Origin of the sequence: Streptomyces sp. NPDC017225, assembly GCF_044331465.1 — a bacterium.
Taxonomy (GTDB): domain Bacteria; phylum Actinomycetota; class Actinomycetes; order Streptomycetales; family Streptomycetaceae; genus Streptomyces.
The window spans coordinates 189,257-215,356 of the sequence record NZ_JBIRNE010000005.1; the positions used below are offsets into that span (position 1 = coordinate 189,257).

Here is a 26,100-nt window from a genome sequence, read left to right on the forward strand (position 1 = left end):
GTTACCTCGTGGCGGACGCGCGAGAGGTCTTGTCGGCGGCCTCGCGGTCGCGCCACGGCAGCTCGGCCGTGACCGTTGTCGGGCCGCCTTCCGGCGAGTCGACGACGAAGAGACCGTCGACGGCGGTCAGCCGGTCGGCGAGGCCCTTCATCCCCGTACCGCCGTCGAGACGCGCGCCCCCGCGGCCGTCGTCCCCCACCTGTATGAGCAGTCGGTCGGACGACCGCCACACCTCGACGGAGGCGGACTTCGCCCCGCTGTGCTTGCTGACGTTCTGAAGCAGTTCCGAGACGGTGAAGTAGGCGATGCCCTCGATGGCCGCCGCGGGACGCTCCGTCAGGTCGACGCTGACCTTGACCGGCACGGTGCACCGGGAGGCGACCGAGGAGAGTGCCGCGTCCAGGCCGCGGTCGGTCAGGACGGCGGGATGGATGCCGCGCGCCAGGTCCCGCAGCTCCTGCAGGGCCAGCTTCACCTCGCCGTGCGCCTCGTCGACCATGGCAGCCGCCGCGTCGGGGTCCTCCAAGAGCTTCTCCTTGGCCAGGCCCAGTCCCATGGCCAGGTTGACCAGGCGGGCCTGTGCCCCGTCGTGCAGATCGCGCTCGATCCGCCTCAGGTCGGCCGCCGCCGTGTCCACGACGACCCCCCGGTCCGACTCCAGCTCGGCGATCCGCCGCTCCAGCTCGTCGGACGGAGACAGCAGCCCGCGCACCATCGCCCGGTCGGCGTTCGCCAGGCCCCGCGCGATGAACGGCAGCACCGGCCACAGGACGAACAGCGACGTCAACGTGATGACGAAGGTGAGGATGCCCCACGGGAGCCGTATGAAGTCGTAGAGGACGGTGCGCCAGCCCACCGGGTCCTTCAACGACATCCACAACTGCGCGAAGAACCCGTCCCCGCTCCGCCACGGCAGCCGGCTCGGCTCCTCCACCCGCACGCCGAGCAGTGCCCGGGCCCGCGCCCGCTCCAGCTTGCCCAGTTGCCGCGCGCCCAGCAGTCCGGCAGCCAGCAGCGGCAGCCCGATCACCGTGACCGTCAACCCGACGCCGACGGCCAGCATCGCCATGACGTAGGTGAATCCGATCAGCGCCGCCGGGAAGTTCGCCAGCAGGTGGGCGACCTCCTTCCAGGTGTGCCGGTCGTATGCGAGGCGGGCCGGCGGCGGGCGGTCGCCGGTCGCCGCGCCGGTGGTCCCGGCGGGGCTCGATGTCGAGAGGCGTTCGGTCATACGAGTCAGCGTGCCGTGCGGCGCGGCACCGCGCCATGAGGTGGACCGCCGGGACGCACTGAGGAAAACCCCACCCCCGCGTCTTAAGGTGCGACGGGCTGCTTACCGTCTCTTTATCAGGCCCTAGACTCCCGTGCGTACAGATCGTCGAACAGCAGCGTTCAGGACAGGGAGCGAGGGACGCACGTGCCGGAACCGACCGTCGGCGATGTGACCGCCGTCGATGTACCCGTCACCGACGCGACCGTCGGGCTCGCCGCGGACTATTTCCAGTCCTACTCGGTCGTCGGACTGCTCGCCGTCGTCGGCGTGCTCTTCGTCGCCGTCGCCTTCGGCGCCGGACACCTGCTGCGGCCCGTGGTCCCGACGCCCGAGAAACTTCTGACCTACGAGTGCGGTGTCGACCCCGTCGGTGACGGCTGGGCGCACACCCAGGTCCGCTACTACGTCTACGCGTTCCTCTACGTCATCTTCGCGGTGGACTCGATCTTCCTCTTCCCCTGGGCGACGGTCTTCGCCGACCCCGGTTACGGCGCGACGACCCTCGTGGAGATGTTCATCTTCCTCGGCTTCCTCGCCGTGGGTCTGTTGTACGCATACAAGAAGGGCGTCCTGTCGTGGACGTGAACCCCTCCGAACCCGTGCTGCTCCCCGAGCCCAAGAGGCTGGGCGCACTCGCGCGCCTCGCCCCCGAGCCGATGAAGGTCGTCCTGAACTGGGGCCGCCGGTACTCCCTCTGGGTCTTCAACTTCGGCCTCGCCTGCTGCGCCATCGAGTTCATCGCCGCGTCGATGGCCCGCCACGACTTCATCCGGCTCGGCGTCATCCCGTTCGCGCCGGGCCCCCGCCAGGCCGACCTGATGGTGGTCTCGGGCACGGTGACCGACAAGATGGCGCCGGCCGTGAAGCGCCTGTACGAGCAGATGCCCGAGCCGAAGTACGTCATCTCCTTCGGCGCCTGCTCCAACTGCGGTGGCCCCTACTGGGACTCCTACTCCGTGACCAAGGGCGTCGACCAGATCATCCCGGTCGACGTCTATGTCCCTGGCTGCCCTCCGCGGCCCGAGGCGCTGCTCCAGGGGATTCTGAAGCTCCAGGAGAAGATCGCGCGGGAGTCGCTGGCGGAGCGGTACGGCACCTCGCCGCGGCCGTCGACGGCCGCGCTGCAGAGCGGCCTGGTCCGGCCGCCGGCCCCTGGCTCCGGCCCGGCTTCTGGCTCCGGCCCGGACCGGGACGCCGACCCGGGGGCGGGCTCGGGCACACTCCCGGGCTCGGGCCCGGAATCGGGGGAGGCGCGATGACCGCGGTCGGCTGGCTGCCCGCCGACGCCGGGGAACTCTTCGGCACCGGGGCCACGGCCGAGGAGTCGTACGACGTCCTCACCGTGGACGTGCCACCCGCGTCCTGGATCTCCGCCCTGGAGACCGCGCGCGACCGTCTGGGCTGCACGTACTTCGACTGGCTGAGCGCGGTCGACGAACCGGGTACAGGCTTTCGTGTCGCGGCGCACGTCGTGGCGCTCGGACCGGTGCGCCGACTGCTGCTGCGTACGACGGTTCCGCACGAGTCCCCGGTCCTGCCCACCGCCGTCGAGGTGTACGCGGGCGCGGCCTGGCACGAGCGGGAGACCCACGAGATGTTCGGTGTGGCCTTCGAGGACCACCCCGCGCTGGACCACCTGCTCCTGCCCGAGAACTTCGAGGGCCACCCGCTGCGGAAGGACTTCGTTCTCGCCGCCCGCGTCGCCAAGGCCTGGCCCGGGGCGAAGGAGCCGGGTGAGTCCGACCACGGCGGCCCCCGACGCCGCCAGATGCTGCCGCCGGGTGTTCCCGATCCCAATGAGTGGGGCCCGCTGAAGGGCCGGCTCCCTGCCGCTCCGGCCCGCCCGGCACGCGGGGCTGGGCGGGCGGCGGGGGAACGTCCGGTCCGGGCGGCGGGCGACCGCCCGGCCCGTCGAACCCGTACGGCCGGCGAGGGCTCCGCGAGTCAGACGGCATCCGGAACCGACGCCCCGGTTTCTCCGCGCCGTTCCCGGACGGCGTCGGAGGGATCCGCCAGCCAGGCGCTCCCGGCCGCCGAGCCCTCGGCTGCCCCGCGGGCCCGGCGGGCGCGGAGCGCGAGCGAGGGCTCCGCCTCCCAGCGGACGGGCGCTCCGACGGACGAGCCCGCAGCGGAGAGCCCGGCCGAGCGGGGCTCGGCCGGGCAGGACGTCGACGGGGCGGCTGCCCCACGCACCGGACGTGCGCGCAGCGCCGGCGAAGGCTCGGCGTCGCAGCGGGCCGGGGCAGGCGGCAGCGACTCCACGGGTCCCCGGCGTACCCGGAGCGCGTCGGAGGGATCCGCGAGCCGACGCTCCGCCTCCGGCACCGGAACGCCGGACGACACGGCCGGTGGCCCCGCCACCCCTGAAGGCGCCGACACCGCCACGTCCCCGCACACCGAGGAACCGGTCCCGAAGACGGCCCCCTCCGTACCCCGCAGCCCGGACGCCCCGTGGCACCACGCCCGCCCTGCCTTCGCAGAAACCGAGTCGGAGCCCGAGTCGGAGCCCGAGTCCGAGCCTGAGCCCGAGCCCGGGTCAGAGTCCGGGTTCGGGTCAGAGTCCGGGTCCGAGTCCGAGCCCGGTGCGCGTCGCGGGATGGAACCGCGGCCGGACATGACCCCGGACGCCACAGAGGTCCCGAACGAGCCCGGCACCTCGGATCAGCCCGGCGCCTCGGAAGAACCCGGCGTCTCCGAAGAACCCAACCCTGGGAACCAGAACCAGAACCAGAACCGTCCGGACTCCTCAGGAGGCTCGCAGTGAACGACGCGCTGGACGTCACCCTGCGCCTCCTGATCGTCTTCGTCGTCTTCCTCACCTTCCCCCTGATCGTCGGCCAGACCGAGCACAAGGTGATGGCGCACATGCAGGGCCGCCTCGGCCCGATGCACGCCGGCGGCTTCCACGGCTGGGCGCAGCTCGTCGCGGACGGGGTGAAGTTCGCGCAGAAGGAGGACGTGGTCCCCGCCGACGCGGACCGCCGCATCTTCCAACTGGCCCCCGCCGTGGCCCTCCTGCCCTATCTCCTGGTTCTCCTGGCCATTCCCGTCGGCCCCGGAGAGGGTGCGGTCGGTCAGGTCATCGACGCGGGCATCTTCTTCGTCCTCGCCGTCATGGGTGTGGGCGTCCTCGGCTCGCTCATGGCCGGCTGGTCCTCCGCCAACAAGTTCTCCCTTCTCGGCGGCCTGCGCACAGCCGCCCAGCTCCTCGCGTACGAACTCCCGATGCTGCTCACCGCTGCCTCGGTGGCGATGGCGGCCGGCACCGTCTCGCTCGTCGGCATCCTCGACGCCTTCGAGTGGTGGTGGCTGCCCTGGCAGATCGTCGGCGCGGTCGTCTTCTTCGTCGCCGGACTGGCCGAACTGCAACGGCCCCCGTTCGACATGCCCGTCGCCGACTCGGAGATCATCTTCGGCGCCTACACCGAGTACACCGGCCTGCGCTTCGCCCTGTTCCTCCTCGCCGAGTACGCCGGGATCGTCGTCCTGTGCGGTCTGACCACCGTCCTGTTCCTTGGTGGCTGGCACGGACCGTGGGGTGCCGACGGCCTCGGATGGGTGTGGACCCTGCTGAAGACGGCCGTCCTCGCCTTCGTCGTGATCTGGCTGCGGGTGACCTACCCGCGCCTGCGCGAGGACCAGCTCCAGAGGCTGTCCTGGACCCTCCTCGTACCCCTCTCCCTCGCCCAGATCGCCCTCACCGGCATCGTCAAGGTGGTGATCCAGTAACCGTGTCCCACTCGTCGCCCGACCACCGCACCCCAACGACGCCCTCCGGGCGGTCCCGCCTGTCGATCCCCGGCAGCGGCCTGGCCAAGGGTCTGGCCGTCACCCTCCGCACGATGACCAAGAGGACCGTCACCGAGCAGTACCCGGAGGCCCAGCCCGAGCTCCCGCCCCGTTCCCGCGGTGTGATCGGCCTGTTCGAGGAGAACTGCACGGTCTGCATGCTGTGCGCCCGCGAATGCCCGGACTGGTGCATCTACATCGACTCCCACAAGGAGACGGTTCCGGCGGCGGCCCCCGGCGGGCGCGACCGCAGCCGCAACGTCCTGGACCGTTTCGCCATCGACTTCTCCCTGTGCATGTACTGCGGTATCTGCATCGAGGTCTGTCCTTTCGACGCGCTGTTCTGGTCCCCGGAGTTCGAGTACGCCGAGACCGACATCCGTGACCTCACCCACGAACGAGACAAGCTCCGTGAGTGGATGTGGACGGTTCCGGCCCCGCCCGCCCTCGACCCCGGCGCGGAGGACCCGAAGGAACTCGTCGCCGCCCGCAAGACCGCCGACAAACTGGCCGCCCAGCAGGAGACGGCCCGAACGGCCGAAACGCACGCCGACGAGCAGGCCCGCGCCGCTGAGCAGCCCACCCGCCCGATGGGCGACTCCGGGCAGCAGACGGACCAACCGATTCCGCCGTCGGACCAGCCCGAAGGGGAGGGCCGGGGATGACCCTCGCAGCGACCGTCGGCCACCTCGCCGCGGGCTCCACGACCACGGCCGTCGAATCCCACGGTTTCCTCTCCCCGACCGGCGTGGAGATCGCCTTCCTCCTCGTCGGCCTGGTCACCTTCGGCGCCGCCGTCATCACCGTCACCACCCGGCAGCTCGTGCACGCCGCCCTGTGGCTGGTCGTGGCCCTCGGCGGTCTCGCCGTCGAATACCTCCTGCTCACCGCCGAGTTCATCGCCTGGGTACAGGTCCTCATCTACGTCGGTGCCGTCGTCGTCCTCATCCTGTTCGGTCTGATGCTCACCAGGGCTCCCATCGGCCGGTCCCCGGACGCCGACTCCGGCAACCGCTGGGCAGCCCTCACCGTGGCAGTGGCCGCCGCCGCGGCATTGGTGTGGGTCGTCGTCGACGCCTTCCGTACTACCTGGATCGACCTGGACGGTCCGGCAGCCGGCTCCACCGCCGTGACCGGCGCGAGCCTCTTCCAGAACTGGGTGCTCCCGTTCGAGGCCCTCTCCGTCCTCCTCCTCACCGCCCTGGTCGGCGCGATCGTCCTGTCCCGCAAGGCCAAGGCGGACGGCGCGGCCGACACCGGCCGTACAGCCGACGCCGGCCTCCCACCCGGCACCGGCCGCACAACCGGAACGGGCAGCCCACCCGGCACCGGCCGCCCAGCCGGAACGGGCAGCCCAGCCGACACCGGCCGCACACGCACCCCGGACCGCACACGCACTCCGGACCCCGCCCCCGAGGCAGACCCCGCCCCCGAGGCAGACCCCGCCCCCGACGCGGGCCGCACAGCCGATGCCGACCGGCCGACCGGCCCGGACGGTGCCGACCAGGGTGGTGTCCGCTGATGCACCTCGCCTATCCCGCCGTTCTCTCCGCCCTCCTGTTCTGCACGGGCCTGTACGGCGTCCTCGCCCGTCGCAACGCGATCCTCGTCCTGATGTCGGTCGAGCTGATGCTCAACGCCGTCAACCTCAACCTGGTGGCCTTCGACGTCTGGCTCAGCAAGACCGCCGAGGAGACCCTGCACTCCGGTCAGGCCCTCACCCTGTTCACGATCGCCATCGCGGCCGCCGAGATCGGTATCGGCCTGGCGATCGTGCTCGCCGTCCACCGCAACCGCGGCACCTCGGACATCGACAGGCTCCGCGACACCGCCGAGGGCCACGAGCCCGACGGCCCCGACACCGCTGCCCCCGAGACCGGGACCCCCGCCGAGAAGGCCGAGGCCACCGCGTGACCACGACCACCCTCGCCGTACTCGTCCCCCTCCTTCCCTTCCTCGGGGCAGCCGCCGGTCTCCTGATGGGCCGTACGGCCCCCGGGTTCGTCCGCCCGCTCGCCGTCCTGCCGACACTCGCGGCCCTCGTCCTCGCCGTGCTGGTCGCAGCCCGCCAGGGTGGCGACCGGGCCGTCAACGCAGTCACGGAGCTGACGCCCACGGGCTCGGTCCCCGTCGAGCTCGCCCTGCACATCGACGGCTTCGCCGCCCTTGTCGCCGTCCTGGTCGGCTCCGTCGCCACCTGCGTGCAGATCTACTCCACGGGCTACCTGCGCGACGACCCCCGCTACCCCTCGTACGCGGCGCTCGTCTCCCTGTTCACCTCCGCGATGTTCCTCGTCGTCTACTCCGGCGACCTGATGGTGCTCCTGGTCGGCTGGGAGATCATGGGCATCTGCTCGTACTTCCTGGTCGGCCACTACTGGGAGACCCCGGAGGCGCGCGCGGCCTCCCTCAAGGCCTTCCTGGTGACCAAGCTCGGTGACGTCCCCTTCCTGATCGGCCTGCTGGCCCTGGCAACCGACGTCGGCTCCTTCCGCATCACCAAGGTCCTCGGTGCGGTGGCCAGTGGCGCCCTCGACCACCCGACGCTGATCGCCCTGCTGCTCCTGGCCGGCGTGGCGGGCAAATCGGCGCAGTTCCCGCTGCACACCTGGCTCCCCGACGCGATGGCGGGCCCGACGCCCGTCTCCGCGCTGATCCACGCCGCGACGATGGTCACCGCCGGTGTGTACTTCGTCGCCCGGCTCCTACCGTTGTTCGAGGCCTCGCGGGCCGCGATGGTCGTCCTCGCCGTCATGGCCGCGGTCACGATGGTCGGCTCGGCGCTCGCCGCGCTCGCCCAGGACGACATCAAGCGCGTCCTCGCCTACTCGACCATCGGGCAGCTCGGCTACATGACCGGTGCTCTCGCCGCCGGCGACCGCGGTGCCGCCGTCTTCCACCTCCTCACGCACGGCGCCTTCAAGGCGCTGCTCTTCCTCGCCGCCGGCGTGGTCATCCACGCCGCCGGCACCAACTCGCTGGCCGCCATGTCCCGCATGCGGAACCTGCGCGGCCGCGTCCCCGACGCCTACTGGACGATGACCGTGGCGCTGCTCGCCCTCGCCGCGATCCCGCCCTTCAGCGGCTTCTTCTCCAAGGAGTCCGTCCTCGGTGTCGCGGAGCACGTCGTCACCGGCCACACCGAACACGCGCCCGGCGCCGCGGGCTGGACCGTCCTCGTCGCCGGCCTGGTCACGGCCCTGCTCACCGCCGCGTACGCGATGCGCCTGTGGCTGCTGGCCTTTCGCGGGCGGGGCGCCGAGGCCCCCGACCACGGCAGGCAGCCGGTGGTCATGAACGCCGTGCTCTGGGCGCTCGCCATCCCGTCACTCGCCCTCGGCGGGCTGGCGTTCCGCCTGCTGCCCGACTGGTTCGACGGCCACGACCTCACCCCGACGCTCACCACTTCCGTGCTCGGCACAGGCGTGGCCCTGGTCGGCGGCATCGTCACCTACGCCGCCTGGCGCCACACCACGGCGCTCGCGGACCGCACCCCGCTGGGCGCCGTCGCGGCCCACCCGGAGGGAGATGCCGCGCTGGTGGAGGCCGAGGCCATCGCCAGCCACAAGCCCGCCTACGGAGACATCGCCTACGCCCCCGACCCGGCGGACCCCGGACGGCTCCTGCTGGGCCCGCTGCACCGGCACGCGGCCGTCGGCTTCCACCTGGACGCCGTGTACACGACCCTCTTCGTCCGCCCGGTCCTGGCCGGCGCGAGCCTCGTCCGGTTCCTCGACCGCGAGGTCGTCGACACCTACGTACGCGGGGCGGGCGCCCTGCCCCGCTGGCTCGGGACCGTCGTACGCCGGGCTCAGACCGGCAATGTGCAGACCTATGTGAGCGCGCTGCTCGCCGGCACCGTCGTCCTCACGGTCGCCGCCGTCCTCGTCGCCACGGGAGCGTGAGCAGGCGTGATCGATATCAACGAGTCCGTGATGCAGTTCCTTCTGGTATTGATCGTCGTCGGCCCGCTCCTGGGTGCCGCCGCCGCTCTCCTGCCGGCCCCGCCCGGACTGAAGGGGAAGTCGCCCGACCAGGCAGTCCTCCGGCACGGCGTCACCGTCACGGGCGCCGTCCTCATCGCCGCGATCGTCCTCGTGCTCGGCTTCGACCACGACCATCCGTCGAAGATGCAGGCCAGCACCGACATCAGCTGGATCCCCGCACTCGACGTGCGCATCCACCTCGGCATCGACGGCATCTCCCTCCCCCTGCTGGTCCTGACCGCGCTGCTGGCCTTCCTGTGCGCGCTCTACTCGTACTTCAAGCAGCAGCATGAGCGGCTGACGCCGCGGGCCGCGGGCCCGAGCCCGAAGGCGTTCGTCGCGCTGCTGCTCGTCCTGGAGTCCGGCACCCTCGCGACCTTCGCCGTCCTCGACCTGATCCTGTTCTTCCTCGCCTTCGAGATGGTGCTCATCCCGATGTACTTCCTCATCGCCCGCTGGGGCGGAGAGGGACGGACCGCGGCCGCCTGGAAGTTCATCCTCTACACGCTCCTCGGCTCCGTCGTCATGCTGCTCGGCCTGCTCCTGATCGGAATCACGGCGGGCACGTTCGACATGGTGGCACTCGCCACTGACAACGGCCGGTCGCTGACCACATCCGTGCAGGTCACCGCCGTACTGGCGATCGTCGTCGGACTCGCCGTCAAGACCCCGATGTGGCCGCTGCACAGCTGGCTGCCCGACGCCCACACCGCCGCGCCGACCGTCGGATCGGTCCTGCTCGCCGGCGTCCTGCTGAAGATGGGTACGTACGGGTTCGTCCGGATCCTCCTTCCGGCCGCACCGGACGGTTTCCAGATCTTCGCGCCCTACCTCGCCGCGTTCGCCGTCGTCGGCATCATCTACGGCTCCCTGGCCTGCCTGGCACTTGCCAGACGTGGCGCGAAGGGCGACCTCAAGCGCCTCATCGCCTACTCCTCCGTCGGCCACATGGGCTTCGTCCTGCTGGGCATCTCGACGATGACCCCGACCGGCGTGAACGGCGCCCTGTTCGCCAACATCGCCCACGGCCTCATCACCGGCCTGCTCTTCTTCGTCGTCGGCGCGCTCAAGGACCGCACCGGCACCACCGACCTCGACACCCTGGCCGAGGAGACCGGAGCCGCCCTGTACGGCAAGGCGCCCCGCCTCGGCGGCCTGCTCGCCTTCGCCGCGGTCGCCTCGCTCGGCCTTCCGGGCCTGGCCGGATTCTGGGGCGAGATGCTGGCCCTGTTCGGCGCCTTCGACCCGCACGACGACCTCAGCCGCCCCGCCTTCCTCACCTTCATGGCGATCGCCGCGTTCGGCACGCTGCTGACCGCCGCGTACATGCTGATCGTGGTCCGCCGCGTCTGCATGGGCGCGGTACCGCGGGAAGCCCCGAGGCTCACCGACGTACGCACGTACGAGTTCGCGGCCTGGACGCCGCTCGTCGCCCTCACCGTCGTCGCCGGACTCTGGCCCAAGATCCTCCTGGGGCTGACCGACCCGGCCGTGCAGCAGCTCCTCTCAGGAGGCACCCGATGAGCTCCCCGGCCCAGCCCCTCACCGAGGCCCTGGCGCACCCACTGGCCCAGAACGCGGCCCAGAACGCGGCCCAGAACCTGGTCCAGTCCGTCGACTGGCTCGCCATCGCGCCGCCCACCATCGCGGCGGTCGTCGGACTCGTCGTCCTCGTCACCGACCTGTTCGTCAAGGACACCCGGAAGTCGGTACTCGGCTGGATCTCGGTCGCCGGACTCGCCGCCGCCGCGCTCATGCTGCTGCCCCTGGTGAACGGCGACCGCTCGACGTTCTGCCTGACCGGCGACGCCGACGTGTGCAGCTACACGGCCGACACCTTCACCCTCGCCATCCAGTTCCTGGTCCTCGGCGGCGCCCTCGTGACCGCCCTGCTCTCGGTCACGGCCGTGAAGGACGCCGACCGCGGACTCCCCGAGGGCGAGTTCTGGTTCCTGCTGCTCTCCTCCGCGGCCGGCGCCGCGCTCCTGCCCGCCTCCCGCGACCTCGCCACGCTGATCGTCGCCCTGGAGGTCGCCTCCCTGCCCGCCTTCGCCCTCGTGGGCCTGCGCCAGGGCGACCGCCGGTCCTCCGAAGCGGCACTGAAGTTCTTCCTGTCCTCGGTCACCGCCACCGCGGTCAGCCTCATGGGCGTCAGCTTCGTGTACGCCTCCACCGGCACTCTCCACCTCACCCAGGTGGCCGAACGCATCCAGCACGTCGACGGACAGCTCACCACGCTCGCCCAGACCGGGGTCGTCCTCACCCTCGTCGGCTTCGCCTTCAAGACGGCCGCCGTGCCCTTCCACTTCTGGGTGCCGGACACCTACGTCGGCGCGCCCCTGCCGATCGCCGCCTACCTGTCCGTGATCGGCAAGGCGGTCGGCTTCTCCGGGCTGATCCTCGTCACCGTCATCGCCCTCCCGTCCTACGCCGACGTCTGGGGACCGGCACTCGCGGCACTGGCCGCGCTCACCATGACCGTCGGCAACGTCGGAGCCCTCCGCCAGCAGGCCACGCGCGCGTACAGCGCGGTACGCCTGCTCGCCTGGTCGTCCGTCGGCCAGGCCGGCTACCTCCTGGTGCCGATCGCCGCCGCCGCCTACTCCGACGACCCCGAACGCTCGATCGGCTCCACCGTCGCCTACGCCCTCATGTACGCCGCCGTGAACCTCGGCGCCTTCGCGGTGGCCGCACTCGTGGGCCGTACGAGGTCCCTCAACCGCGTCGCCGACTACCGCGGCCTGTACGCGTCCCACCCCCTGACGGCCCTGCTCCTGGCCTTCTTCCTGCTCTGCCTCGCCGGACTGCCGCCCGGAATCATCGGCCTCTTCGCCAAGGTCACGGTCTTCTCCGCGGCCGTCGACGCGGGGCTCGGCTGGCTCGCCGTCGTCATGGCGGTCAACGTCGTCATCGCGCTGTTCTACTACCTCCAATGGACGGCCCTGCTGTTCCGGTCACCCGAGGGCGAGGTCGTGAAGCACCGCGTACCGGTTCCCCTCACGGCCGCGATCACCGTGACCGCGGTGCTCGCCGTCGCCCTCTCGGGAGCGCCCCAGCTGATCCTGCGCTTCGCCGACACCGGGCTCTTCTGAGCGGCAGCCGCCACCAGGCAGGCGGGAGTGCGGTACCCGGCCCGCACGCGCGCGTGCCGCGTGCCGAGGCCGTCACCCGTACGGACCACGCCCGCCGCCGTGCGTGCCAGGGAACTGGCGGCCTTCGCCTGGCGTTGACCAGTACAGAAGGGTCCACTGGACGTGATGCCACGGCACCGGTGGCATCGGAGACCAGGAAGCAACCACAGCGAGCGACACCAGCAAGCAAAGGGTTCCCCTGCCGCACCACTTGGAGGGCGTACCGTGCACCGCCGGCACAACGGGCTCAGGACCGCAGTACTCCTCGGGGGACTGTCCGCGCTCATCATTGTCATCGGCAGTTTCTTCGGCCGAGCGGGGCTCGTCGTCGCCGTCCTCGTCGCCCTGGGAACGAACGCGTACGCGTACTGGAACAGCGACAAGCTCGCGCTGCGCGCGATGCGCGCCCGCCCGGTCAGCGAGTTCGAGGCACCGGCGCTGTACCGGATGGTCCGCGAGCTCTCCACCCAGGCCCGCCAGCCCATGCCCCGCCTGTACATCTCGCCGACGGAGGCGCCGAACGCCTTCGCGACCGGCCGCAACCCGCGCAACGCGGCCGTGTGCTGCACCGAGGGCATCATGCGCCTGCTCGACGAGCGCGAGTTGCGGGGCGTCATCGGACACGAGCTCAGTCACGTCTACAACCGCGACATCCTGATCTCGTCCGTCGCCGGCGCACTCGCCTCCGTGATCATGTTCCTGGTCAACTTCGCCTGGCTGATCCCCATCGGCCGGTCCAATGACGATGACGGACCGGGTCTGCTGGGCATGCTCCTCATCATGATTCTCGGTCCGCTCGCCGCCACCGTCATCCAGCTGGCGATCAGCCGCTCCAGGGAGTACGAGGCCGACGCCTCCGGCGCCCAGCTCACCGGCGACCCGATCGCCCTCGCCGGCGCCCTGCGCAAACTCGAGCTCGGCACGAAGCAGCTTCCGCTGCCCCCGGAGCCCCGGATCGAGACCGCCAGTCACATGATGATCGCGAATCCGTTCCGCCCGGGACAGGGGCTCTCGAAGATGTTCTCCACCCACCCGCCGATGGCGGAGCGAATCGCCCGACTCGAAAAGATGGCAGGTCGTCACCAGTGAAGACCATCCTCAACGTCGTATGGCTCGTGCTCAGCGGCTTCTGGCTGTTCCTCGGCTACCTGCTCGCCGGCGCGCTGCTCTGCGTCACGATCATCGGAATCCCGTTCGGCATAGCGGCCTTCCGCATCGGTGTCTACGCGCTGTGGCCCTTCGGATACACGGCGGTCGAACGACGCGACGCGGGCGCGCCCTCCTGCATCGGCAACGTGCTGTGGCTGCTCCTCGCGGGCTGGTGGCTGGCCATCGGGCACATCGTCACCGGTATCGCGCTGTGCGTCACGATCATCGGCATCCCGCTCGGCATCGCCAACTTCAAGCTGATCCCCGTCTCACTGCTCCCGCTGGGACGCGAGATCGTGCGGACGGACCAGCCCTTCACGGCCACCGGCCCCAACCAGCGGGCCGGCTGGTAGGAACTGCTGCTCTCGCGGACGGGCCTGCCCCTGCGGACGGGCCTGCCCCTGCGGTCGCGATTGACCTGCGGACGGGCCCGACCTCCGTAAGTGTCGGTCTGCGGGCGCGCGCTGCGCCGTCCCAGGACGCCTGACCGACCCGACTTCCGGGAGTACCGGCCGCGAGATTCCCGCGCCTACCGCGAATCCCGCCGCTTCCGTTCCCGCACCCGTCTCCGCACCACGTACGCCACCACACCCACCGCCAGCACACCCACACCCACGACCACCGAAACCACCGGAAGGGAGAACGCGAGCACCGCGCACCCCACCAGACCCAGCGCGGGCACGACCCGCGCCGTCCTCGACGGGCCCAGCGTCCAGGCCGACGCATTGGCCACGGCGTAGTACGCCAGCACACCGAAGGACGAGAAGCCGATCGCGCCCCGTACGTCCACCGTGGCGGCCAGGACCGCGACCACCGCGCCCACGGCCACCTCCGCCCGGTGCGGCACCTGGAAACGCGGGTGCACCGCGGCCAGCGCCCCGGGCAGGTGACCGTCCCGGGCCATGGCCAGCGTGGTCCGTGAAACGCCCAGGATCAGCGCCAGCAGCGAGCCGAGCGCGGCCAGGGCGGCGCCCACCCGCACGGCCGGCGCCAGCCCCGGCACACCGGCGGCCCGCATCGCGTCGGCCAGTGGCGCCGTCGCCTGCCCCAGACCGTCCGGCCCGAGCACGGAGAGGACAGCCACCGCGACACACCCGTACACCGCCAGCGTGATGCCCAGGGCCAGCGGGACCGCGCGCGGAATGGTGCGCTCCGGGTCGCGGACCTCCTCGCCGAGGGTCGCGATGCGCGCGTACCCGGCGAAGGCGAAGAACAGCAGGCCGGCCGCCTGCAGCGCCCCGGCGACTCCGCCCGACAGCCCGATGTCCAGCCGTCCGACGTCGGACCGGCCCGATCCCAGACCTACCGCCACCACGGAAGCGAGGACGGTCAGGACGATCGCCACGATCGTCCGCGTCAGCCAGGCGGACTTCTGGATCCCGCCGTAGTTCACCGCGGTCAGCGCCGCCACGGCCGCGACCGCCACCACGTGCGCCTGCTCCGGCCAGACGTATGTCCCCACGGTGAGTGCCATGGCAGCACAGGAGGCCGTCTTCCCGACGACGAAGGACCAGCCCGCGAGATACCCCCAGAATTCCCCGAGCCGCTCGCGCCCGTAGACGTACGTCCCTCCCGAAGCCGGATACCGGGCCGCCAGCCGTGCCGACGACGTGGCGTTGCAGTAGGCGACGACAGCGGCCAGGGCGAGGCCGAGCAGCAGCCCCGACCCGGCCGCGCGGGCGGCGGGTGCCAGGGCCACGAAGATCCCGGCGCCGATCATCGAACCGAGCCCCACGACCACGGCGTCGCCCACACCGAGAGTGCGCCGCAGCTCCGAACCCGCACGTGTCATGCGCCGCACCCTACTGATCGGCGCAACCACCGGAAGCCCTCGAAACGTCCTCCTCACCAAGAGCGAATGAACACGCGCGGAGGAGCGAGCCCACAGGACTGGGACAGCGCAGGCGCAGTGAGAAAGGGCAGGGTCACGGCATGACCGTCATCAGCTGGATCATCCTCGGACTGTTGGCCGGAGCCATCGCCAAGTTCCTGCTGCCGGGCCGCGACCCGGGAGGGCTCATCGGCACGACCCTCATCGGTGTCGTGGGCGCGTCCCTCGGCGGCTGGATATCGGCCCGCTGGCTGGACCACCCGATCAGCAAGGACTTCTACGACGGTGCCACCTGGGCGGCCGCGATCGGCGGTTCCCTGGTACTTCTGGTCGCCTACCGGCTCCTGTTCGGCAACTCGCGCGACTGAACGCGCGGGACCCGGTCGGCCGGCGGGAGACGTAACGACCGACGAGATGTCGCACGAGGAAGGGGGGCGGGCACCGTCGGGTGCCCGCCCCCTTCCTCGTGCCGCGGCAGGGCGCGCGTTGCCGCGCCGCCGGCTCAGCAGGTCACCGGTAGTTCACGAACTGCAGCGCGAAGTCGAAGTCCTGGCCCTTCAGCAGGGCGATTACGGCCTGCAGGTCGTCCCGGTTCTTGGAGCTGACCCGCAGCTCCTCGCCCTGAACCTGGGCCTTCACGCCCTTGGGGCCCTCGTCGCGGATGAGCTTCGCCACCTTCTTCGCGTTGTCCTGGGAAATGCCCTCCTCGATCGACGCGAAGATCTTGTACTCCTTGCCGGAGAGCTGGGGCTCGCCCGCGTCCAGAGCCTTCAGCGAGATGCCGCGCTTGATCAGCTTGGACTGGAAGACGTCGAGGACAGCGCTCACCCGGTCCTCGGAGTTCGCCTCCATGAGGATCTTCTCCCCGGACCAGGAGATCGAGGCGCCCACGCCCTTGAAGTCGTAGCGCTGCGAGATCTCCTTGGCGGCCTGGTTGAGGGCGTTGTCGACCTCCTGCCGCTCGACCTTCGAGACGATGTCGAAACTGGAGTCGGCCATGTCCTGTGGCTCCTTGTATCTGGGTGCGTGTCGGGCCGCGTATCGGGTCCGTACCGGCATACAACGGCGGCCGCCGAGCCCGGTAGGCGCCCTCGGCCGCATCCGGACAAGCCTAGCCACCCGCCGCCCCCGAACGGCGATCAATCAGGTGGCGAAGCACCCCCACACATCAGGTATTGTTTACGTCGTTGCCACGGAGCACCGCCGAAAGGCGGTTCGAAGGGCAGCGAACCCCGGCGGTGTGCCCGAGCGGCCAAAGGGAGCAGACTGTAAATCTGCCGGCTCAGCCTTCCCAGGTTCGAATCCTGGCGCCGCCACACGGGAACGAAGGGCCCCGTGACCTGCTGTTCGAGCAGGTCACGGGGCCCTTCGTCATGTGTTGCGCCGAAAGGGTGCTCGCGCTCGGGGCAGACTGGGAGCATGGTCTCGTCCTCCCGTCGCAGAACCTGCCCCGAGTGCCGTCGTGAGATCGCCGTCGTCGCGGGGAGGTACGCGCGGCACGACCCGTCCGGGGCGCGGGGGAGCGGCGAGCTCGTCTCCTGCCCGGGCTCGCGCCGGCCGGCGCGACTCGGGGCGGTGCAGCCGTCCCTGGACGGGTACACGGTCCCCGACTTCCCCGGGCAGTTGCCCCTGTTCTGACCGTACGATCAGGCGTCCGCGTCCCGCGCTCTCAATTGCCGGCCACCGCCTTCACGGCCACCGACACGGGCGCCGATCCGCTGATCAGCTCCAGGGTCAGGCCGTTCGTGGCCGGAGTGTCGACCAGTTCCGCCAGTACGGCGGCCACGTCGTCGCGCGGGACGGGGCCGCGGCCGGTGTGTGCCTCCAGACGGACGAGGCCGGTGCCGGCGTCGTCCGTCAGCGCGCCGGGGCGCAGGATCGTCCAGTCCAGCTCGTCCAGGGTGCGTACGTACGCGTCGGCCTCGCCCTTGGCACGCTGGTAGACGTCGAAGATCTCGTCCCCCTCGTGCCGCGGGTCGGCACCCATGGAGGACACGACCACGAAGCGCCTGACGCCCGCCCGGACCGCCGCGTCCGCGAAGAGGACCGCCGCCGCCTTGTCCACCGTGTCCTTGCGGGCCGCTCCGCTCCCGGGGCCCGCACCCGCCGCGAAGACCGCGGCGTCGGCGCCGCGCAGCCGTTCCGCGACCTCCTCCACCGAGGCCGACTCCAGGTCGAGCACGAGCGGTTCGGCTCCGGCCGCACGGAGATCCTCGGCCTGCTCGGCCTTGCGGATGATGCCCGCCACCTCGTCGCCGCGCGCGGCGAGCAACCGCTCCAGCCGCAGCGCGATCTGACCATGACCACCAGCGATGACAATGCGCATGCCTTCGACCGTACGCCCCGAGGGCCGACGTCGCCGCACGACTCCGGCCGTGTCCGGCCGTGTCCGCGGGGCCGCATCCGGGCCCACGTGAGCTTCCCGAGCCCACAGGACCTCACCGGTCAGGACGTTCCCCCAGGCCCTCCCGGCCCGTTGTGCCCCCCGCGCCCCTGCCGAGGCAGCCCCAGGTCCTTCCCGGTCGTCGAGTCGCCGTACTCCCGTACCGCGCTGGTCCGGGCCACCACGCGCCCCCGGTGCACCACGACCCGGCTGTACGCCAGGGAGAGCGCCCCCGCCAGCCGGTCCCCGCGTACCGCGAGGAGTTCGGCCGGGAAACCCGCCTCCACCCGTACCTCGGGCAGGCCCAGGGCCGCTCGCGGCGCCGCGCTCACCGCGTCGTACGCGTCCTCGGGGCGCAGCCCGTGGCGTGAGGCCAGCAGGTACGCGGCCTCCAGGGGGTCGCCGCGCCCCACGGGGTTGGATACGTCCCGTAGCACACCGCTCCCGGCGGCGACGCGCACGCCGGCCGCCCGCAGCAGCCGTACCGGAGCCGTGCCGTCGCGGTGGCCGACCGCGCCGCAGGAGCCCTGGGGCAGGCACACCACCGTCACCCCGGCCGCCGCGAGCTGGTCCGCGGCCCGGGACGCCGCGTCGGCGGGCAGCCGGCCCAGGCCGTCGCAGGGGCCGAGGGTCACCCCGGGGCGCAGCCCGCCCGCCATCACCGCCAGCCGGGCCAGCCGCGCCGGGTCGGCGGCGTCCGTGTGCAGGTCGACCGGGCAGCCGTGTTCGGCGGCGACCTCCAGGACCGCCTCGACGTACCCCGTCGGATCGGGGTCCAGGTCCGGACAGCCGCCCACCACCTCCGCGCCCATCTTGACCGCGTCCCGCAGCATCGCCAGCCCGTCGGCCCCGGCCACTCCGGTCAGCACCCTGGGCATGGCCACCGCCGTCAGCTCGGCCAGCCCGCGCAGCGACCGCCGCGCCCGCAGTACGGCGGTCAGCGCGCCCAGCCCCGGAACGTCACCCACGCGCACGTGTGCCCGTAGCGCGGTCGCCCCGTGTCCCAGCTGGAGCAGGACGGCCTCGGTGGCCCGGCGCTGGACGTCCAGGGGGTCGTAGGAGACGGGTCCGGGGAGGTCGGCCGTCAGCGCCGTGTCGCCGTGGACGTGGGGTTCTGCGGGGGCGGGGAGGAGCAGGTAGCCGGTGAGGTCCACGCGGGTGCCGGAGCCGGTCGTTCGAGCCGCCGTCAGGCTGCCGGCCGTGCCGACCGCCTCGATGCGCCCGCCGTGCAGCCGTACGTCCACGGTCCGGCCGTCGGTGAGCCGCGCCCCGGACAGCAGGAGCGGGCCACGGTCGGCGGGGCCCGAGGGGGAGGGCGAATGGGGCGGCTGCGGCTGGCTGTCGGGCATCGCGCTCCTCTGGGCTCGGGGCTGCGCAGTGGGGGACGCAAGATCACGCAGAGTGAGTCGAGCCTAGGACGGTGATCAGCTCGTGGCGCGGAGGAGCGCAATAGTCGTACCGGTGCGGTTCTCCGCCGCCCCGACGGGCGCCCGTCAGGTCCTGCTGGGGCCCGGGCGGGCCTGTCGAGGCGTACGGGTGGGAGGGCCGACGGGCCGGGATGCGGATCGGGGCCGGGGTGGGAGCCGGTGTGGGGCAGGGAGGGGGAGGAGACGGGGACGGGACGGGGCAGGGGCGGCGAAACGGATTTGGGCGAACGGCGGGCGACCGTGTAATGTCTTCATCGCTCGCCCCAATAGCTCAGTCGGCAGAGCGTCTCCATGGTAAGGAGAAGGTCAACGGTTCGATTCCGTTTTGGGGCTCTGGTGTGAGAGGTTCCCGTCGCAAGGCGGGGCCCGATCGCATCACAGCGGTGTAGCTCAGTCGGTAGAGCAAGCGGCTCATAATCGCTGTGTCACCGGTTCAAGTCCGGTCACCGCTACTTATTCGGTAGCCGATTGCGGGGTCGGTCCTTCAATCGGCTACTCTTTCCTGCGTTAACACCATCGATCCGTCCGTCAAGGAGCACTCACGTGGCTGCCACCGACGTCCGCCCAAAGATCACGCTGGCCTGCGTGGAGTGCAAGGAGCGGAACTACATCACCAAGAAGAACCGGCGTAACAACCCGGACCGACTGGAGATGAAGAAGCACTGCCCGCGTTGCAAGGCGCACACCGCGCACCGCGAAACGCGATAGAACAGGCTCGTACACGAGGCCGTCCCCGAGGCTTGGGGGCGGCCTCGTGTCGTTTTGGTCAGCGGTGCCGGAGGCGGCACCCACAGCCCGGAGAGCAGCAGGAGGTTGCGAGCCCATGGCGCTCGACCAGTCGTTCGTGGGGCGGACCTATCCGCCGACCGCGCCCTACGAGGTGGGCCGGGAGAAGATCCGCGAGTTCGCGGAGGCGGTGGGTGACGCCAACCCGGCGTACACGGACACGGAGGCCGCGAAGGCGCTCGGCCATCCGGACGTGATCGCTCCGCCGACCTTCGTGTTCTCGATCACGTTCAAGGCGGCGGGTCAGGTCATCGAGGACCCGCAGCTGGGCCTGGACTACAGCCGGGTGGTGCACGGCGACCAGAAGTTCGCCTACGCCCGTCCGGTGCGCGCCGGCGACCGGCTCACGGTCACCTCCACCATCGAGGCGATCAAGTCGATGGCGGGCAACGACATCCTGGACATCCGCGGCGAGGTGCACGACGAGGCCGGCGAGCACGTCGTGACCGCCTGGACCAAGCTCGTGGCCCGCGCGGCCGAGGAGGTGTGAGTCACCCCATGACGCATCCCACGACGCCTTTCGCGACGGCGAAGGTCGGGTACGACGATGTCGAGGTCGGCACCGAACTGCCCGCGCGGAGTTTTCCCGTGAGCCGCGCCACTCTCGTGCGGTACGCGGGCGCCTCCGGCGACTTCAATCCGATCCATTGGAACGAGAAGTTCGCCAAGGAGGTCGGCCTGCCGGACGTCATCGCGCACGGCATGTTCACCATGGCCGAGGCGATCCGCGTGGTGACCGACTGGATCGGCGACCCGGCCGCGGTCGTGGAGTACGGCGTCCGCTTCACCCGGCCCGTCGTCGTCCCGAACGACGACCAGGGTGCCGTGATCGAGGTCACCGGCAAGGTCGCGGTCAAGCTCGACGACAACACCGTCCGCGTCGACCTGACGGCCAAAAGCGCCGGACAGAAGGTCCTCGGCATGTCCCGGGCGGTCGTGCGACTCGCCTGACCTGGCTCCCGTAGCCGACAGGGCATCCGGTAAGGGGCGTTCGCCATTGAGCGCGCCCCTTACCGCTGTGCCGAAGTGGCCGAGACCGCTCCTTGACTTAGTTAGTGATTGAGCACTAACTTACCCGCATGGTCAGGATGAGCGCCGAGGAGCGACGTGAAAGCGTCATTCGTGCGGCGATGAGCGAGTTCGCCCGGGGCGGCTACTACGGCACGTCGACGGAGGACATCGCCAAGCGGGTGGGGGTCTCTCAGCCGTACCTCTTCCGGCTCTTCCCGAGCAAGAAGGCGATCTTCCTCGCGGCGACGGAGCGCTGTCTGCGGGACACGCGCCGGGTCTTCGAGGCGTCGTCCGAGGGCCTGCACGGCGAAGAGGCCCTGCATGCCATGGCCGAGGGCTACACGCGGCTGATAGCCGACCAGCCCGAGAAGCTTCAGTTGCAGTTGCAGATGTATGTCACGGTCGCGGCGGCGGAGGCGGCGGGGGACCACGAGTTCGGCGAGATGGTCCGCAAGGGCTGGCTGGAGCTCTGGGACGCCGTGCACCTGCCCCTGGGCGGCGGCTTCGAAGAGACGACGACCTTCATGGCGTTCGGCATGCTCGTCAACGCGCTGGCCGCCATGGGCTTTCCCGCTGATCACCGGGTCTGGGAGGGTCTCTACATCTCCGCGCGGGTCAAGCAGGGCCAGGAAGACGCGTAGAGGACAGGGGCAGGGGCTGCTCAGGGGTGAGCGCTCTCGTCTGCCCATAGAAGTTAGTCATCAATTACTAACCTGCGCCTCACTCGGCACAACAGGCGCCGGCCAAAGCGGAACGGCAAGCACTGGACACCCTCTGGGGGAGAGATGTCACAGCAGAAGACACATCGCGGGGGAGCGGGCTGGGCCCTCGTCATCACCAGCGTCGCCGGTTTCATGGCGGCCCTGGACAACCTCGTCGTCACCACTGCCCTGCCCTCCATCCGTGAGGACCTGGGCGGAGGACTGCACGACCTGGAATGGACCGTGAGTGCCTACACGCTCACCTTCGCCGTGCTCCTGATGTTCGGCGCGGCCCTGGGGGACCGTTTCGGCCGCCGCAGGCTCTTCGTGGTGGGTCTCACCGTCTTCACCGGCGCCTCCGCCGCCGCGGCCCTGGCACCCGGGATCGACTCGCTCATCGCCGCCCGCGCGGTCCAGGGTGTCGGCGCGGCGATCATGATGCCGCTGACACTGACCCTGCTGACGGCGGCAGTGCCCGCCGAACGGCGCGGAATGGCTTACGGCATCTGGGGAGCCGTCAACGGGCTCGCCGTCGCCTCCGGCCCGCTGGTCGGCGGCAGCCTCACCGAGCACATCTCCTGGCAGTGGATCTTCTGGCTGAACGTTCCGCTGGGGCTGGCCCTGCTGCCGCTCGCCCGCCTCCGCCTCGCCGAGTCGTACGGCACCGGCGCTCCGCTCGACTTCGTCGGCACCCTGCTCGCCAGCGGCGGACTCTTCGGCATCGTCTACGGGCTGGTCCGCGGGCCCGTCGACGGCTGGACCGGCCCCGTCGTGCTGTCCGCCCTGTTCACCGGTGCCGCGCTGCTGGCCGGCTTCATCCATCACGGCATCAACAACACGAACCCCATGCTCCCCATGAGGCTCTTCCGGTCACGTGCCTTCTCCGGCATCAACGCGGCGAGCCTGCTGATGTTCCTGGGGATGTTCGGCTCGATCTTCCTGCTCAGTCAGTACATGCAGCAGGTGCTCGGCTACACGCCCACCGAGGCGGGCCTGCGCATGCTGCCCTGGACCGGCATGCCGATGCTGGTCGCTCCGATCGCAGGCATCCTGTCGGACCGGATCGGCGGGCGTCCCGTCGTCGCCACCGGGCTCTTTCTCCAGGCCGCCGGCCTCGGCCACCTCGCCCTGGTGATCACGGCCGACGCCTCCTACGCCGTCCAGCTGCCCGGTCTGATCCTCAGCGGGATCGGCATGGCCCTGTTCTTCGCCCCCGCCTCCGCCCTGGTGATGGCCAGCGTCGTCCCGAAGGAGCAGGGCATCGCCTCCGGCGCCAACAACGCCCTGCGCGAGGTCGGCGGCGCGCTCGGCATCGCGGTCATGTCCTCGATCTTCGCCGCGCAGGGTGGCTACGAGTCCGGGCAGTCCTTCGTCGACGGGCTGCGGCCCGCGGTCGCGGTGGGGGCCGGATTGGTGGCTCTCGGAGGCGTCTCGGCCCTGCTGATCCCGTCCCGCCGCCGGGACGGCAAGGCGGCGGACGGGCACGGGTCGGAGCCGGCGACCGAGCCGGCGCCCGTCCTGACGTGAGAAGCGACGCACGCGAGAAGCGACGCACGCGAGAAGCGACGTACGTGAGCAGTGACGTACGTGAGCAGTGACGCACGAGAGACCGAAGGAGCCCGACATGCCCGCCTTGCCCTGGACCGTGTCGAACCGGCCGCAACGGGCCACGCGGGTCCACGTCTTCGCCTCCCGCTTCGAGACCCGCACCCTGTGGGGAGCGCTGACGTTCATGGCGCGCACGCCCGGCGTGTGGCGGCAGGTCAGGAGCGCGCCCGGAGCGTACGGCTGCGCCTTGAAGGCGGAGCCCTTCAGGCGGACCTTCTGGACGCTGTCCGCCTGGGACTCGCCCGAGGCACTCAAGGCCTTCGCCCACTCCGGCACCCACGCGCCCACCTCCCGCGGGCTGGCCGGTCAGATGCGGGACTCGAGGTTCGCCTCCTGGCCGGCGTCGAGCGATGAGCTTCCGGTCAGCTGGGCGGAGGTACGACGGCGCCTGACGTGAGTGCGGTCTCGGAGAACGGACGTGGGAAAGGAACGCCCCGGCCCACCGGTCGGGGCGTTTCCCGCTGCCCGGGGTTGTCGGTGCCGTCTCGTACTCTTGAGCGCGTGCAGGAACTCCATGACGCTCCCCTCGCCCCGCTGACCACCTTCCGGCTGGGCGGACCGGCGACCCGGCTGGTCACGGCCACGACCGACGCCGAGGTGATCGCCGCCGTCCGCGAGGCCGACGACACCGGCACGCCCCTGCTGCTCGTCGGCGGCGGATCCAACCTGGTCATCGGAGACAAGGGCTTCGACGGCACCGCCCTGCACATCGCCACGCGCGGCCTCTCCCTCGACGGCACCACACTGGAGCTGGCGGCCGGTGAGATCTGGACCGACGCCGTCGCCCGTACCGTCGAGGCCGGACTCGCCGGCGTCGAGTGCCTGGCCGGCATCCCCGGCTCGGCGGGCGCGACACCCATCCAGAACGTCGGCGCGTACGGCCAGGAGGTCTCCTCGACGATCACCGAGGTGATCGCGTACGACCGCAGAGCCGGCGGGACGGTCGGCCTCACCAACGCCGACTGCGGCTTCTCCTACCGCCACAGCCGCTTCAAGGCCGAGCCCGAGAGATACGTGGTCCTGCGCGTCCGCTTCGAGCTGGAGAACGCCGACGGGCTCTCCGCGCCCCTCCGCTACGCCGAGACGGCCCGCGCCCTCGGTGTCGAGGCGGGTGGGCGGGTGCCGCTGACGGCAGCCCGCGACACCGTGCTGAAGCTGCGTGCCGGCAAGGGCATGGTGCTCGACCCCGAGGACCACGACACCTGGTCGGCCGGGTCGTTCTTCACCAACCCGATCCTCACGGACGAGGAGTTCGCCGCCTTCCGCACACGCGTGGCCGAGCGACTCGGTGACGGCACCGAGCCGCCCGCCTTCCCGGCCGGCGAGGGCCGCCTCAAGACCTCCGCGGCCTGGCTGATCGACAAGGCCGGCTTCACGAAGGGGTACGGCACCGGACCCGCCCGTATCTCCACCAAGCACACCCTCGCCCTCACCAACCGCGGCGAGGCGACCACGGAGGACCTGCTCGCCCTGGCCCGCGAGGTCGTCGCCGGCGTCCGCGAGGCCTTCGGGATCACGCTGGTCAACGAACCGGTGACGGTCGGCGTCAGTATCTAGCCGGAGCCGGAGCCGGAGCCGGAGCCGGAGCCGGAGCGCGGAGTGTCAGTAGGCGACGCCCACGCCCTGTTTCACGGTTCCGGAGTCCTCGGTCATCGCGAGCATCGCGTGGGCCACGTCGGCGCGGCCCACAAGACGGCCCTTGGACGGGAAACCACCGACCTCCGTCCGGTACCGGCCGGAGACCGGCTTGTCCTGCAGGCGCGGCGGCCGGACGACCGTCCAGTCGGTGGCGCTGCGCGCCACATCGGCCTCCATGGCGCGCAGATCGTCGTAGATGCCCTTGAGCACGGCGGAGACGACTCCGCGAACACCTCGGTCCAGCAGTCCGGCGCCCCGTGGCTCGGGCCCCACCGGGGCGGCACTGACGACGAGCAGCCTGCGCACGCCCTCCGCCTCCATCGCGTCGAGCACCGTCCGGGTCAGCCGCGTCGCGACCCCGGCGTCGGCGCGGTGGCGGGCACCGAGCCCGGACAGCACGGCGTCCCGCCCGGCCACCGCAGGCCGCACCGCCGCCGGGTCGCTCAGATCCGCGCGGAACACCTCCAGCCGCTCGCCGGTCACGGACAGCCGGGAGGGGTCACGTACGACGGCGGTGACCCGGTGTCCGGCGCCGAGCGCCTGCCGGACGACCTCCTGGCCGATACCTCCGGTGGCACCGAAGACGGTGAGCTTCATGGCGTACTCCGTTCCGTACGGCGGCTTGGCTGGGCTTCGCTGAGCGAGCTCGCAAGAGGGCCGAGCAGGTGGGTGAGTACTCACTCACCTGTCTCTCCTCTAGGGTGAGTAAGCACTCACCCACTAGTCAACCCCCGACGGGAGCAGCCATGCCGTCCGACAAGCCGGCCCGGGAGCGCATCCTGGACGCCGCCCATGAGCTGATGCTGACCATCGGGCTGGCCCGCACCACCACCAAGGAGATCGCCAGGGGAGCCGAGTGCTCCGAGGCCGCGCTGTACAAGCACTTCGCGAGCAAGGAGGAGCTGTTCATCCGCGTCCTCTCCGAGCGGCTGCCGCGGCTGACCACCCTGCTCCGCGGCCTCGCCGCCGAGCCGGGCACCGCCTCCCTCGAGGAGAACGTCACGGAGATCGCGCGCCGGGCCGCGCTCTTCTACGAGCAGAGCTTCCCGATCGCCGCCTCGCTCTACGCCCAGACGGAGCTCAAACGACGGCACGACGACGCGATGCGGGAGCTGGGCACCGGGCCGCACCTGCCGATCGAGGGCCTCGACGCCTACCTGCGGGCCGAGCAGGCCGCAGGGCGCGTCCACGCCGGCGCGGACACCTTCGCCGCCGCGTCGCTGCTGCTGGGTGCCTGTGCGCAGCGGGCGTTCGCGTACGACGCGACGCGCGGCGGCGTGCGCCCGCCGGTGGACGACTTCGCGCGGCGACTGACCCGGACGCTGCTCGCCGGGATCGGCTGAACCGGTGCCCGGGATGCGTGCGCGACGCGTGTAGCGCCCTGGCG

The 26,100-nt window shown here is 71.2% G+C and carries 28 protein-coding genes and 3 tRNA genes; 25 read left to right on the plus strand and 6 right to left on the minus strand.

Annotated features, from left to right (window positions below):
- Window position 1 precedes the first annotated feature (1 nt).
- A complete protein-coding gene (locus tag ACH4NX_RS14280) occupies window positions 2–1,231 on the minus strand; it encodes a sensor domain-containing protein (protein WP_351389701.1) in 1,230 nt (409 codons plus the stop codon).
- 186 nt (window positions 1,232–1,417) lie between these two features.
- On the opposite strand from ACH4NX_RS14280, the gene ACH4NX_RS14285 reads away from it, so the two are divergent.
- From ACH4NX_RS14285 to ACH4NX_RS14340, 12 genes are all read left to right on the plus strand, one after another.
- On the plus strand, window positions 1,418–1,858 hold the full coding sequence (locus ACH4NX_RS14285) for an NADH-quinone oxidoreductase subunit A (RefSeq protein WP_351389698.1): 441 nt from the start codon (window positions 1,418–1,420) through the stop codon (window positions 1,856–1,858).
- The gene (locus tag ACH4NX_RS14290) at window positions 1,849–2,532 is read left to right on the plus strand and encodes an NADH-quinone oxidoreductase subunit B (RefSeq protein WP_398127053.1); all 684 of its coding nucleotides are present in this window, start codon (window positions 1,849–1,851) and stop codon (window positions 2,530–2,532) included. The genes ACH4NX_RS14285 and ACH4NX_RS14290 overlap by 10 nt, the downstream gene beginning before the upstream one ends.
- On the plus strand, window positions 2,529–4,037 hold the full coding sequence (locus ACH4NX_RS14295; RefSeq protein ID WP_398127054.1) for an NADH-quinone oxidoreductase subunit C: 1,509 nt from the start codon (window positions 2,529–2,531) through the stop codon (window positions 4,035–4,037). The genes ACH4NX_RS14290 and ACH4NX_RS14295 overlap by 4 nt, the downstream gene beginning before the upstream one ends.
- Window positions 4,034–5,002: a complex I subunit 1 family protein gene (locus ACH4NX_RS14300; protein ID WP_351389690.1), complete on the plus strand. Its 969-nt coding sequence runs from the start codon at window positions 4,034–4,036 to the stop codon at window positions 5,000–5,002. The genes ACH4NX_RS14295 and ACH4NX_RS14300 overlap by 4 nt, the downstream gene beginning before the upstream one ends.
- A gap of 113 nt (window positions 5,003–5,115) precedes the next feature.
- Window positions 5,116–5,727: a NuoI/complex I 23 kDa subunit family protein gene (locus ACH4NX_RS14305; protein WP_398127055.1), complete on the plus strand. Its 612-nt coding sequence runs from the start codon at window positions 5,116–5,118 to the stop codon at window positions 5,725–5,727.
- The gene (locus ACH4NX_RS14310; RefSeq protein ID WP_351389687.1) at window positions 5,724–6,584 is read left to right on the plus strand and encodes an NADH-quinone oxidoreductase subunit J; all 861 of its coding nucleotides are present in this window, start codon (window positions 5,724–5,726) and stop codon (window positions 6,582–6,584) included. Before ACH4NX_RS14305 ends, ACH4NX_RS14310 begins: the two co-directional genes overlap by 4 nt.
- A complete protein-coding gene (gene nuoK / locus ACH4NX_RS14315) occupies window positions 6,584–6,976 on the plus strand; it encodes an NADH-quinone oxidoreductase subunit NuoK (protein ID WP_351389684.1) in 393 nt (130 codons plus the stop codon). Before ACH4NX_RS14310 ends, nuoK begins: the two co-directional genes overlap by 1 nt.
- Window positions 6,973–8,967, plus strand: coding sequence for an NADH-quinone oxidoreductase subunit L (locus tag ACH4NX_RS14320; protein ID WP_398127056.1), 1,995 nt, complete (start codon window positions 6,973–6,975; stop codon window positions 8,965–8,967). Before nuoK ends, ACH4NX_RS14320 begins: the two co-directional genes overlap by 4 nt.
- Window positions 8,968–8,973: 6 nt before the next feature.
- The gene (locus tag ACH4NX_RS14325) at window positions 8,974–10,572 is read left to right on the plus strand and encodes a NuoM family protein (protein ID WP_398127057.1); all 1,599 of its coding nucleotides are present in this window, start codon (window positions 8,974–8,976) and stop codon (window positions 10,570–10,572) included.
- Complete coding sequence (locus ACH4NX_RS14330; protein ID WP_398127058.1) at window positions 10,569–12,140, plus strand: NADH-quinone oxidoreductase subunit N; 1,572 nt, start codon at window positions 10,569–10,571, stop codon at window positions 12,138–12,140. Before ACH4NX_RS14325 ends, ACH4NX_RS14330 begins: the two co-directional genes overlap by 4 nt.
- Window positions 12,141–12,404: 264 nt before the next feature.
- Complete coding sequence (htpX, locus tag ACH4NX_RS14335; protein WP_351389673.1) at window positions 12,405–13,268, plus strand: zinc metalloprotease HtpX; 864 nt, start codon at window positions 12,405–12,407, stop codon at window positions 13,266–13,268.
- On the plus strand, window positions 13,265–13,681 hold the full coding sequence (locus ACH4NX_RS14340) for a YccF domain-containing protein (protein WP_351389671.1): 417 nt from the start codon (window positions 13,265–13,267) through the stop codon (window positions 13,679–13,681). Before htpX ends, ACH4NX_RS14340 begins: the two co-directional genes overlap by 4 nt.
- A 176-nt stretch (window positions 13,682–13,857) precedes the next feature.
- Here ACH4NX_RS14340 and ACH4NX_RS14345 read toward each other — a convergent pair whose 3' ends face one another.
- The gene (locus ACH4NX_RS14345) at window positions 13,858–15,120 is read right to left on the minus strand and encodes an APC family permease (protein ID WP_398127059.1); all 1,263 of its coding nucleotides are present in this window, start codon (window positions 15,118–15,120) and stop codon (window positions 13,858–13,860) included.
- A gap of 140 nt (window positions 15,121–15,260) precedes the next feature.
- Between ACH4NX_RS14345 and ACH4NX_RS14350 the strand changes: the two genes are divergently transcribed.
- A complete protein-coding gene (locus tag ACH4NX_RS14350) occupies window positions 15,261–15,527 on the plus strand; it encodes a GlsB/YeaQ/YmgE family stress response membrane protein (protein ID WP_398127060.1) in 267 nt (88 codons plus the stop codon).
- Between the two features lie 142 nt (window positions 15,528–15,669).
- On the opposite strand, the gene ACH4NX_RS14355 is transcribed toward ACH4NX_RS14350, so the two are convergent.
- Complete coding sequence (locus ACH4NX_RS14355) at window positions 15,670–16,158, minus strand: YajQ family cyclic di-GMP-binding protein (RefSeq protein ID WP_345593495.1); 489 nt, start codon at window positions 16,156–16,158, stop codon at window positions 15,670–15,672.
- Window positions 16,159–16,393: 235 nt separating this feature from the next.
- On the opposite strand from ACH4NX_RS14355, the gene ACH4NX_RS14360 reads away from it, so the two are divergent.
- A tRNA-Tyr gene (locus ACH4NX_RS14360) sits at window positions 16,394–16,475 on the plus strand.
- A 103-nt stretch (window positions 16,476–16,578) separates the two neighbouring features.
- Window positions 16,579–16,797: a hypothetical protein gene (locus tag ACH4NX_RS14365; RefSeq protein WP_351389633.1), complete on the plus strand. Its 219-nt coding sequence runs from the start codon at window positions 16,579–16,581 to the stop codon at window positions 16,795–16,797.
- Between the two features lie 31 nt (window positions 16,798–16,828).
- Here ACH4NX_RS14365 and ACH4NX_RS14370 read toward each other — a convergent pair whose 3' ends face one another.
- Together ACH4NX_RS14370 and ACH4NX_RS14375 are read right to left on the minus strand one after the other, a co-directional pair.
- Window positions 16,829–17,485, minus strand: a complete 657-nt coding sequence (locus ACH4NX_RS14370; RefSeq protein ID WP_398127061.1) for an SDR family oxidoreductase — start codon at window positions 17,483–17,485, stop codon at window positions 16,829–16,831.
- A gap of 119 nt (window positions 17,486–17,604) precedes the next feature.
- Complete coding sequence (locus ACH4NX_RS14375; protein WP_398127062.1) at window positions 17,605–18,891, minus strand: hydrolase; 1,287 nt, start codon at window positions 18,889–18,891, stop codon at window positions 17,605–17,607.
- 338 nt (window positions 18,892–19,229) lie between these two features.
- On the opposite strand from ACH4NX_RS14375, the gene ACH4NX_RS14380 reads away from it, so the two are divergent.
- The 9 genes from ACH4NX_RS14380 (at window position 19,230) to ACH4NX_RS14420 (ending at window position 24,632) form a co-directional block, all read left to right on the plus strand.
- Window positions 19,230–19,302: transfer RNA gene (locus ACH4NX_RS14380), tRNA-Thr, on the plus strand.
- A 46-nt stretch (window positions 19,303–19,348) separates the two neighbouring features.
- A tRNA-Met gene (locus ACH4NX_RS14385) sits at window positions 19,349–19,421 on the plus strand.
- 91 nt (window positions 19,422–19,512) lie between these two features.
- Complete coding sequence (gene rpmG / locus ACH4NX_RS14390) at window positions 19,513–19,677, plus strand: 50S ribosomal protein L33 (protein ID WP_006347275.1); 165 nt, start codon at window positions 19,513–19,515, stop codon at window positions 19,675–19,677.
- 115 nt (window positions 19,678–19,792) lie between these two features.
- The gene (locus ACH4NX_RS14395; protein WP_351389624.1) at window positions 19,793–20,245 is read left to right on the plus strand and encodes a MaoC family dehydratase N-terminal domain-containing protein; all 453 of its coding nucleotides are present in this window, start codon (window positions 19,793–19,795) and stop codon (window positions 20,243–20,245) included.
- Between the two features lie 8 nt (window positions 20,246–20,253).
- Complete coding sequence (locus tag ACH4NX_RS14400; RefSeq protein ID WP_398127063.1) at window positions 20,254–20,706, plus strand: MaoC family dehydratase; 453 nt, start codon at window positions 20,254–20,256, stop codon at window positions 20,704–20,706.
- Between the two features lie 128 nt (window positions 20,707–20,834).
- The gene (locus ACH4NX_RS14405) at window positions 20,835–21,407 is read left to right on the plus strand and encodes a helix-turn-helix domain-containing protein (RefSeq protein WP_351389619.1); all 573 of its coding nucleotides are present in this window, start codon (window positions 20,835–20,837) and stop codon (window positions 21,405–21,407) included.
- Window positions 21,408–21,551: 144 nt separating this feature from the next.
- Entirely contained in the window at window positions 21,552–22,994 is a 1,443-nt protein-coding gene (locus ACH4NX_RS14410; RefSeq protein ID WP_398127064.1) for an MFS transporter, read from the plus strand.
- A gap of 97 nt (window positions 22,995–23,091) precedes the next feature.
- A complete protein-coding gene (locus ACH4NX_RS14415) occupies window positions 23,092–23,472 on the plus strand; it encodes a DUF3291 domain-containing protein (RefSeq protein ID WP_398127065.1) in 381 nt (126 codons plus the stop codon).
- Window positions 23,473–23,576: 104 nt separating this feature from the next.
- Complete coding sequence (locus tag ACH4NX_RS14420; protein ID WP_351389612.1) at window positions 23,577–24,632, plus strand: UDP-N-acetylmuramate dehydrogenase; 1,056 nt, start codon at window positions 23,577–23,579, stop codon at window positions 24,630–24,632.
- A gap of 45 nt (window positions 24,633–24,677) precedes the next feature.
- Here the strand turns inward: ACH4NX_RS14420 and ACH4NX_RS14425 are convergent, their stop codons facing one another.
- A complete protein-coding gene (locus ACH4NX_RS14425) occupies window positions 24,678–25,310 on the minus strand; it encodes an NAD(P)H-binding protein (protein ID WP_351389609.1) in 633 nt (210 codons plus the stop codon).
- A 149-nt stretch (window positions 25,311–25,459) separates the two neighbouring features.
- Between ACH4NX_RS14425 and ACH4NX_RS14430 the strand changes: the two genes are divergently transcribed.
- Window positions 25,460–26,056, plus strand: a complete 597-nt coding sequence (locus ACH4NX_RS14430) for a helix-turn-helix domain-containing protein (protein WP_351389606.1) — start codon at window positions 25,460–25,462, stop codon at window positions 26,054–26,056.
- Window positions 26,057–26,100 lie beyond the last annotated feature (44 nt).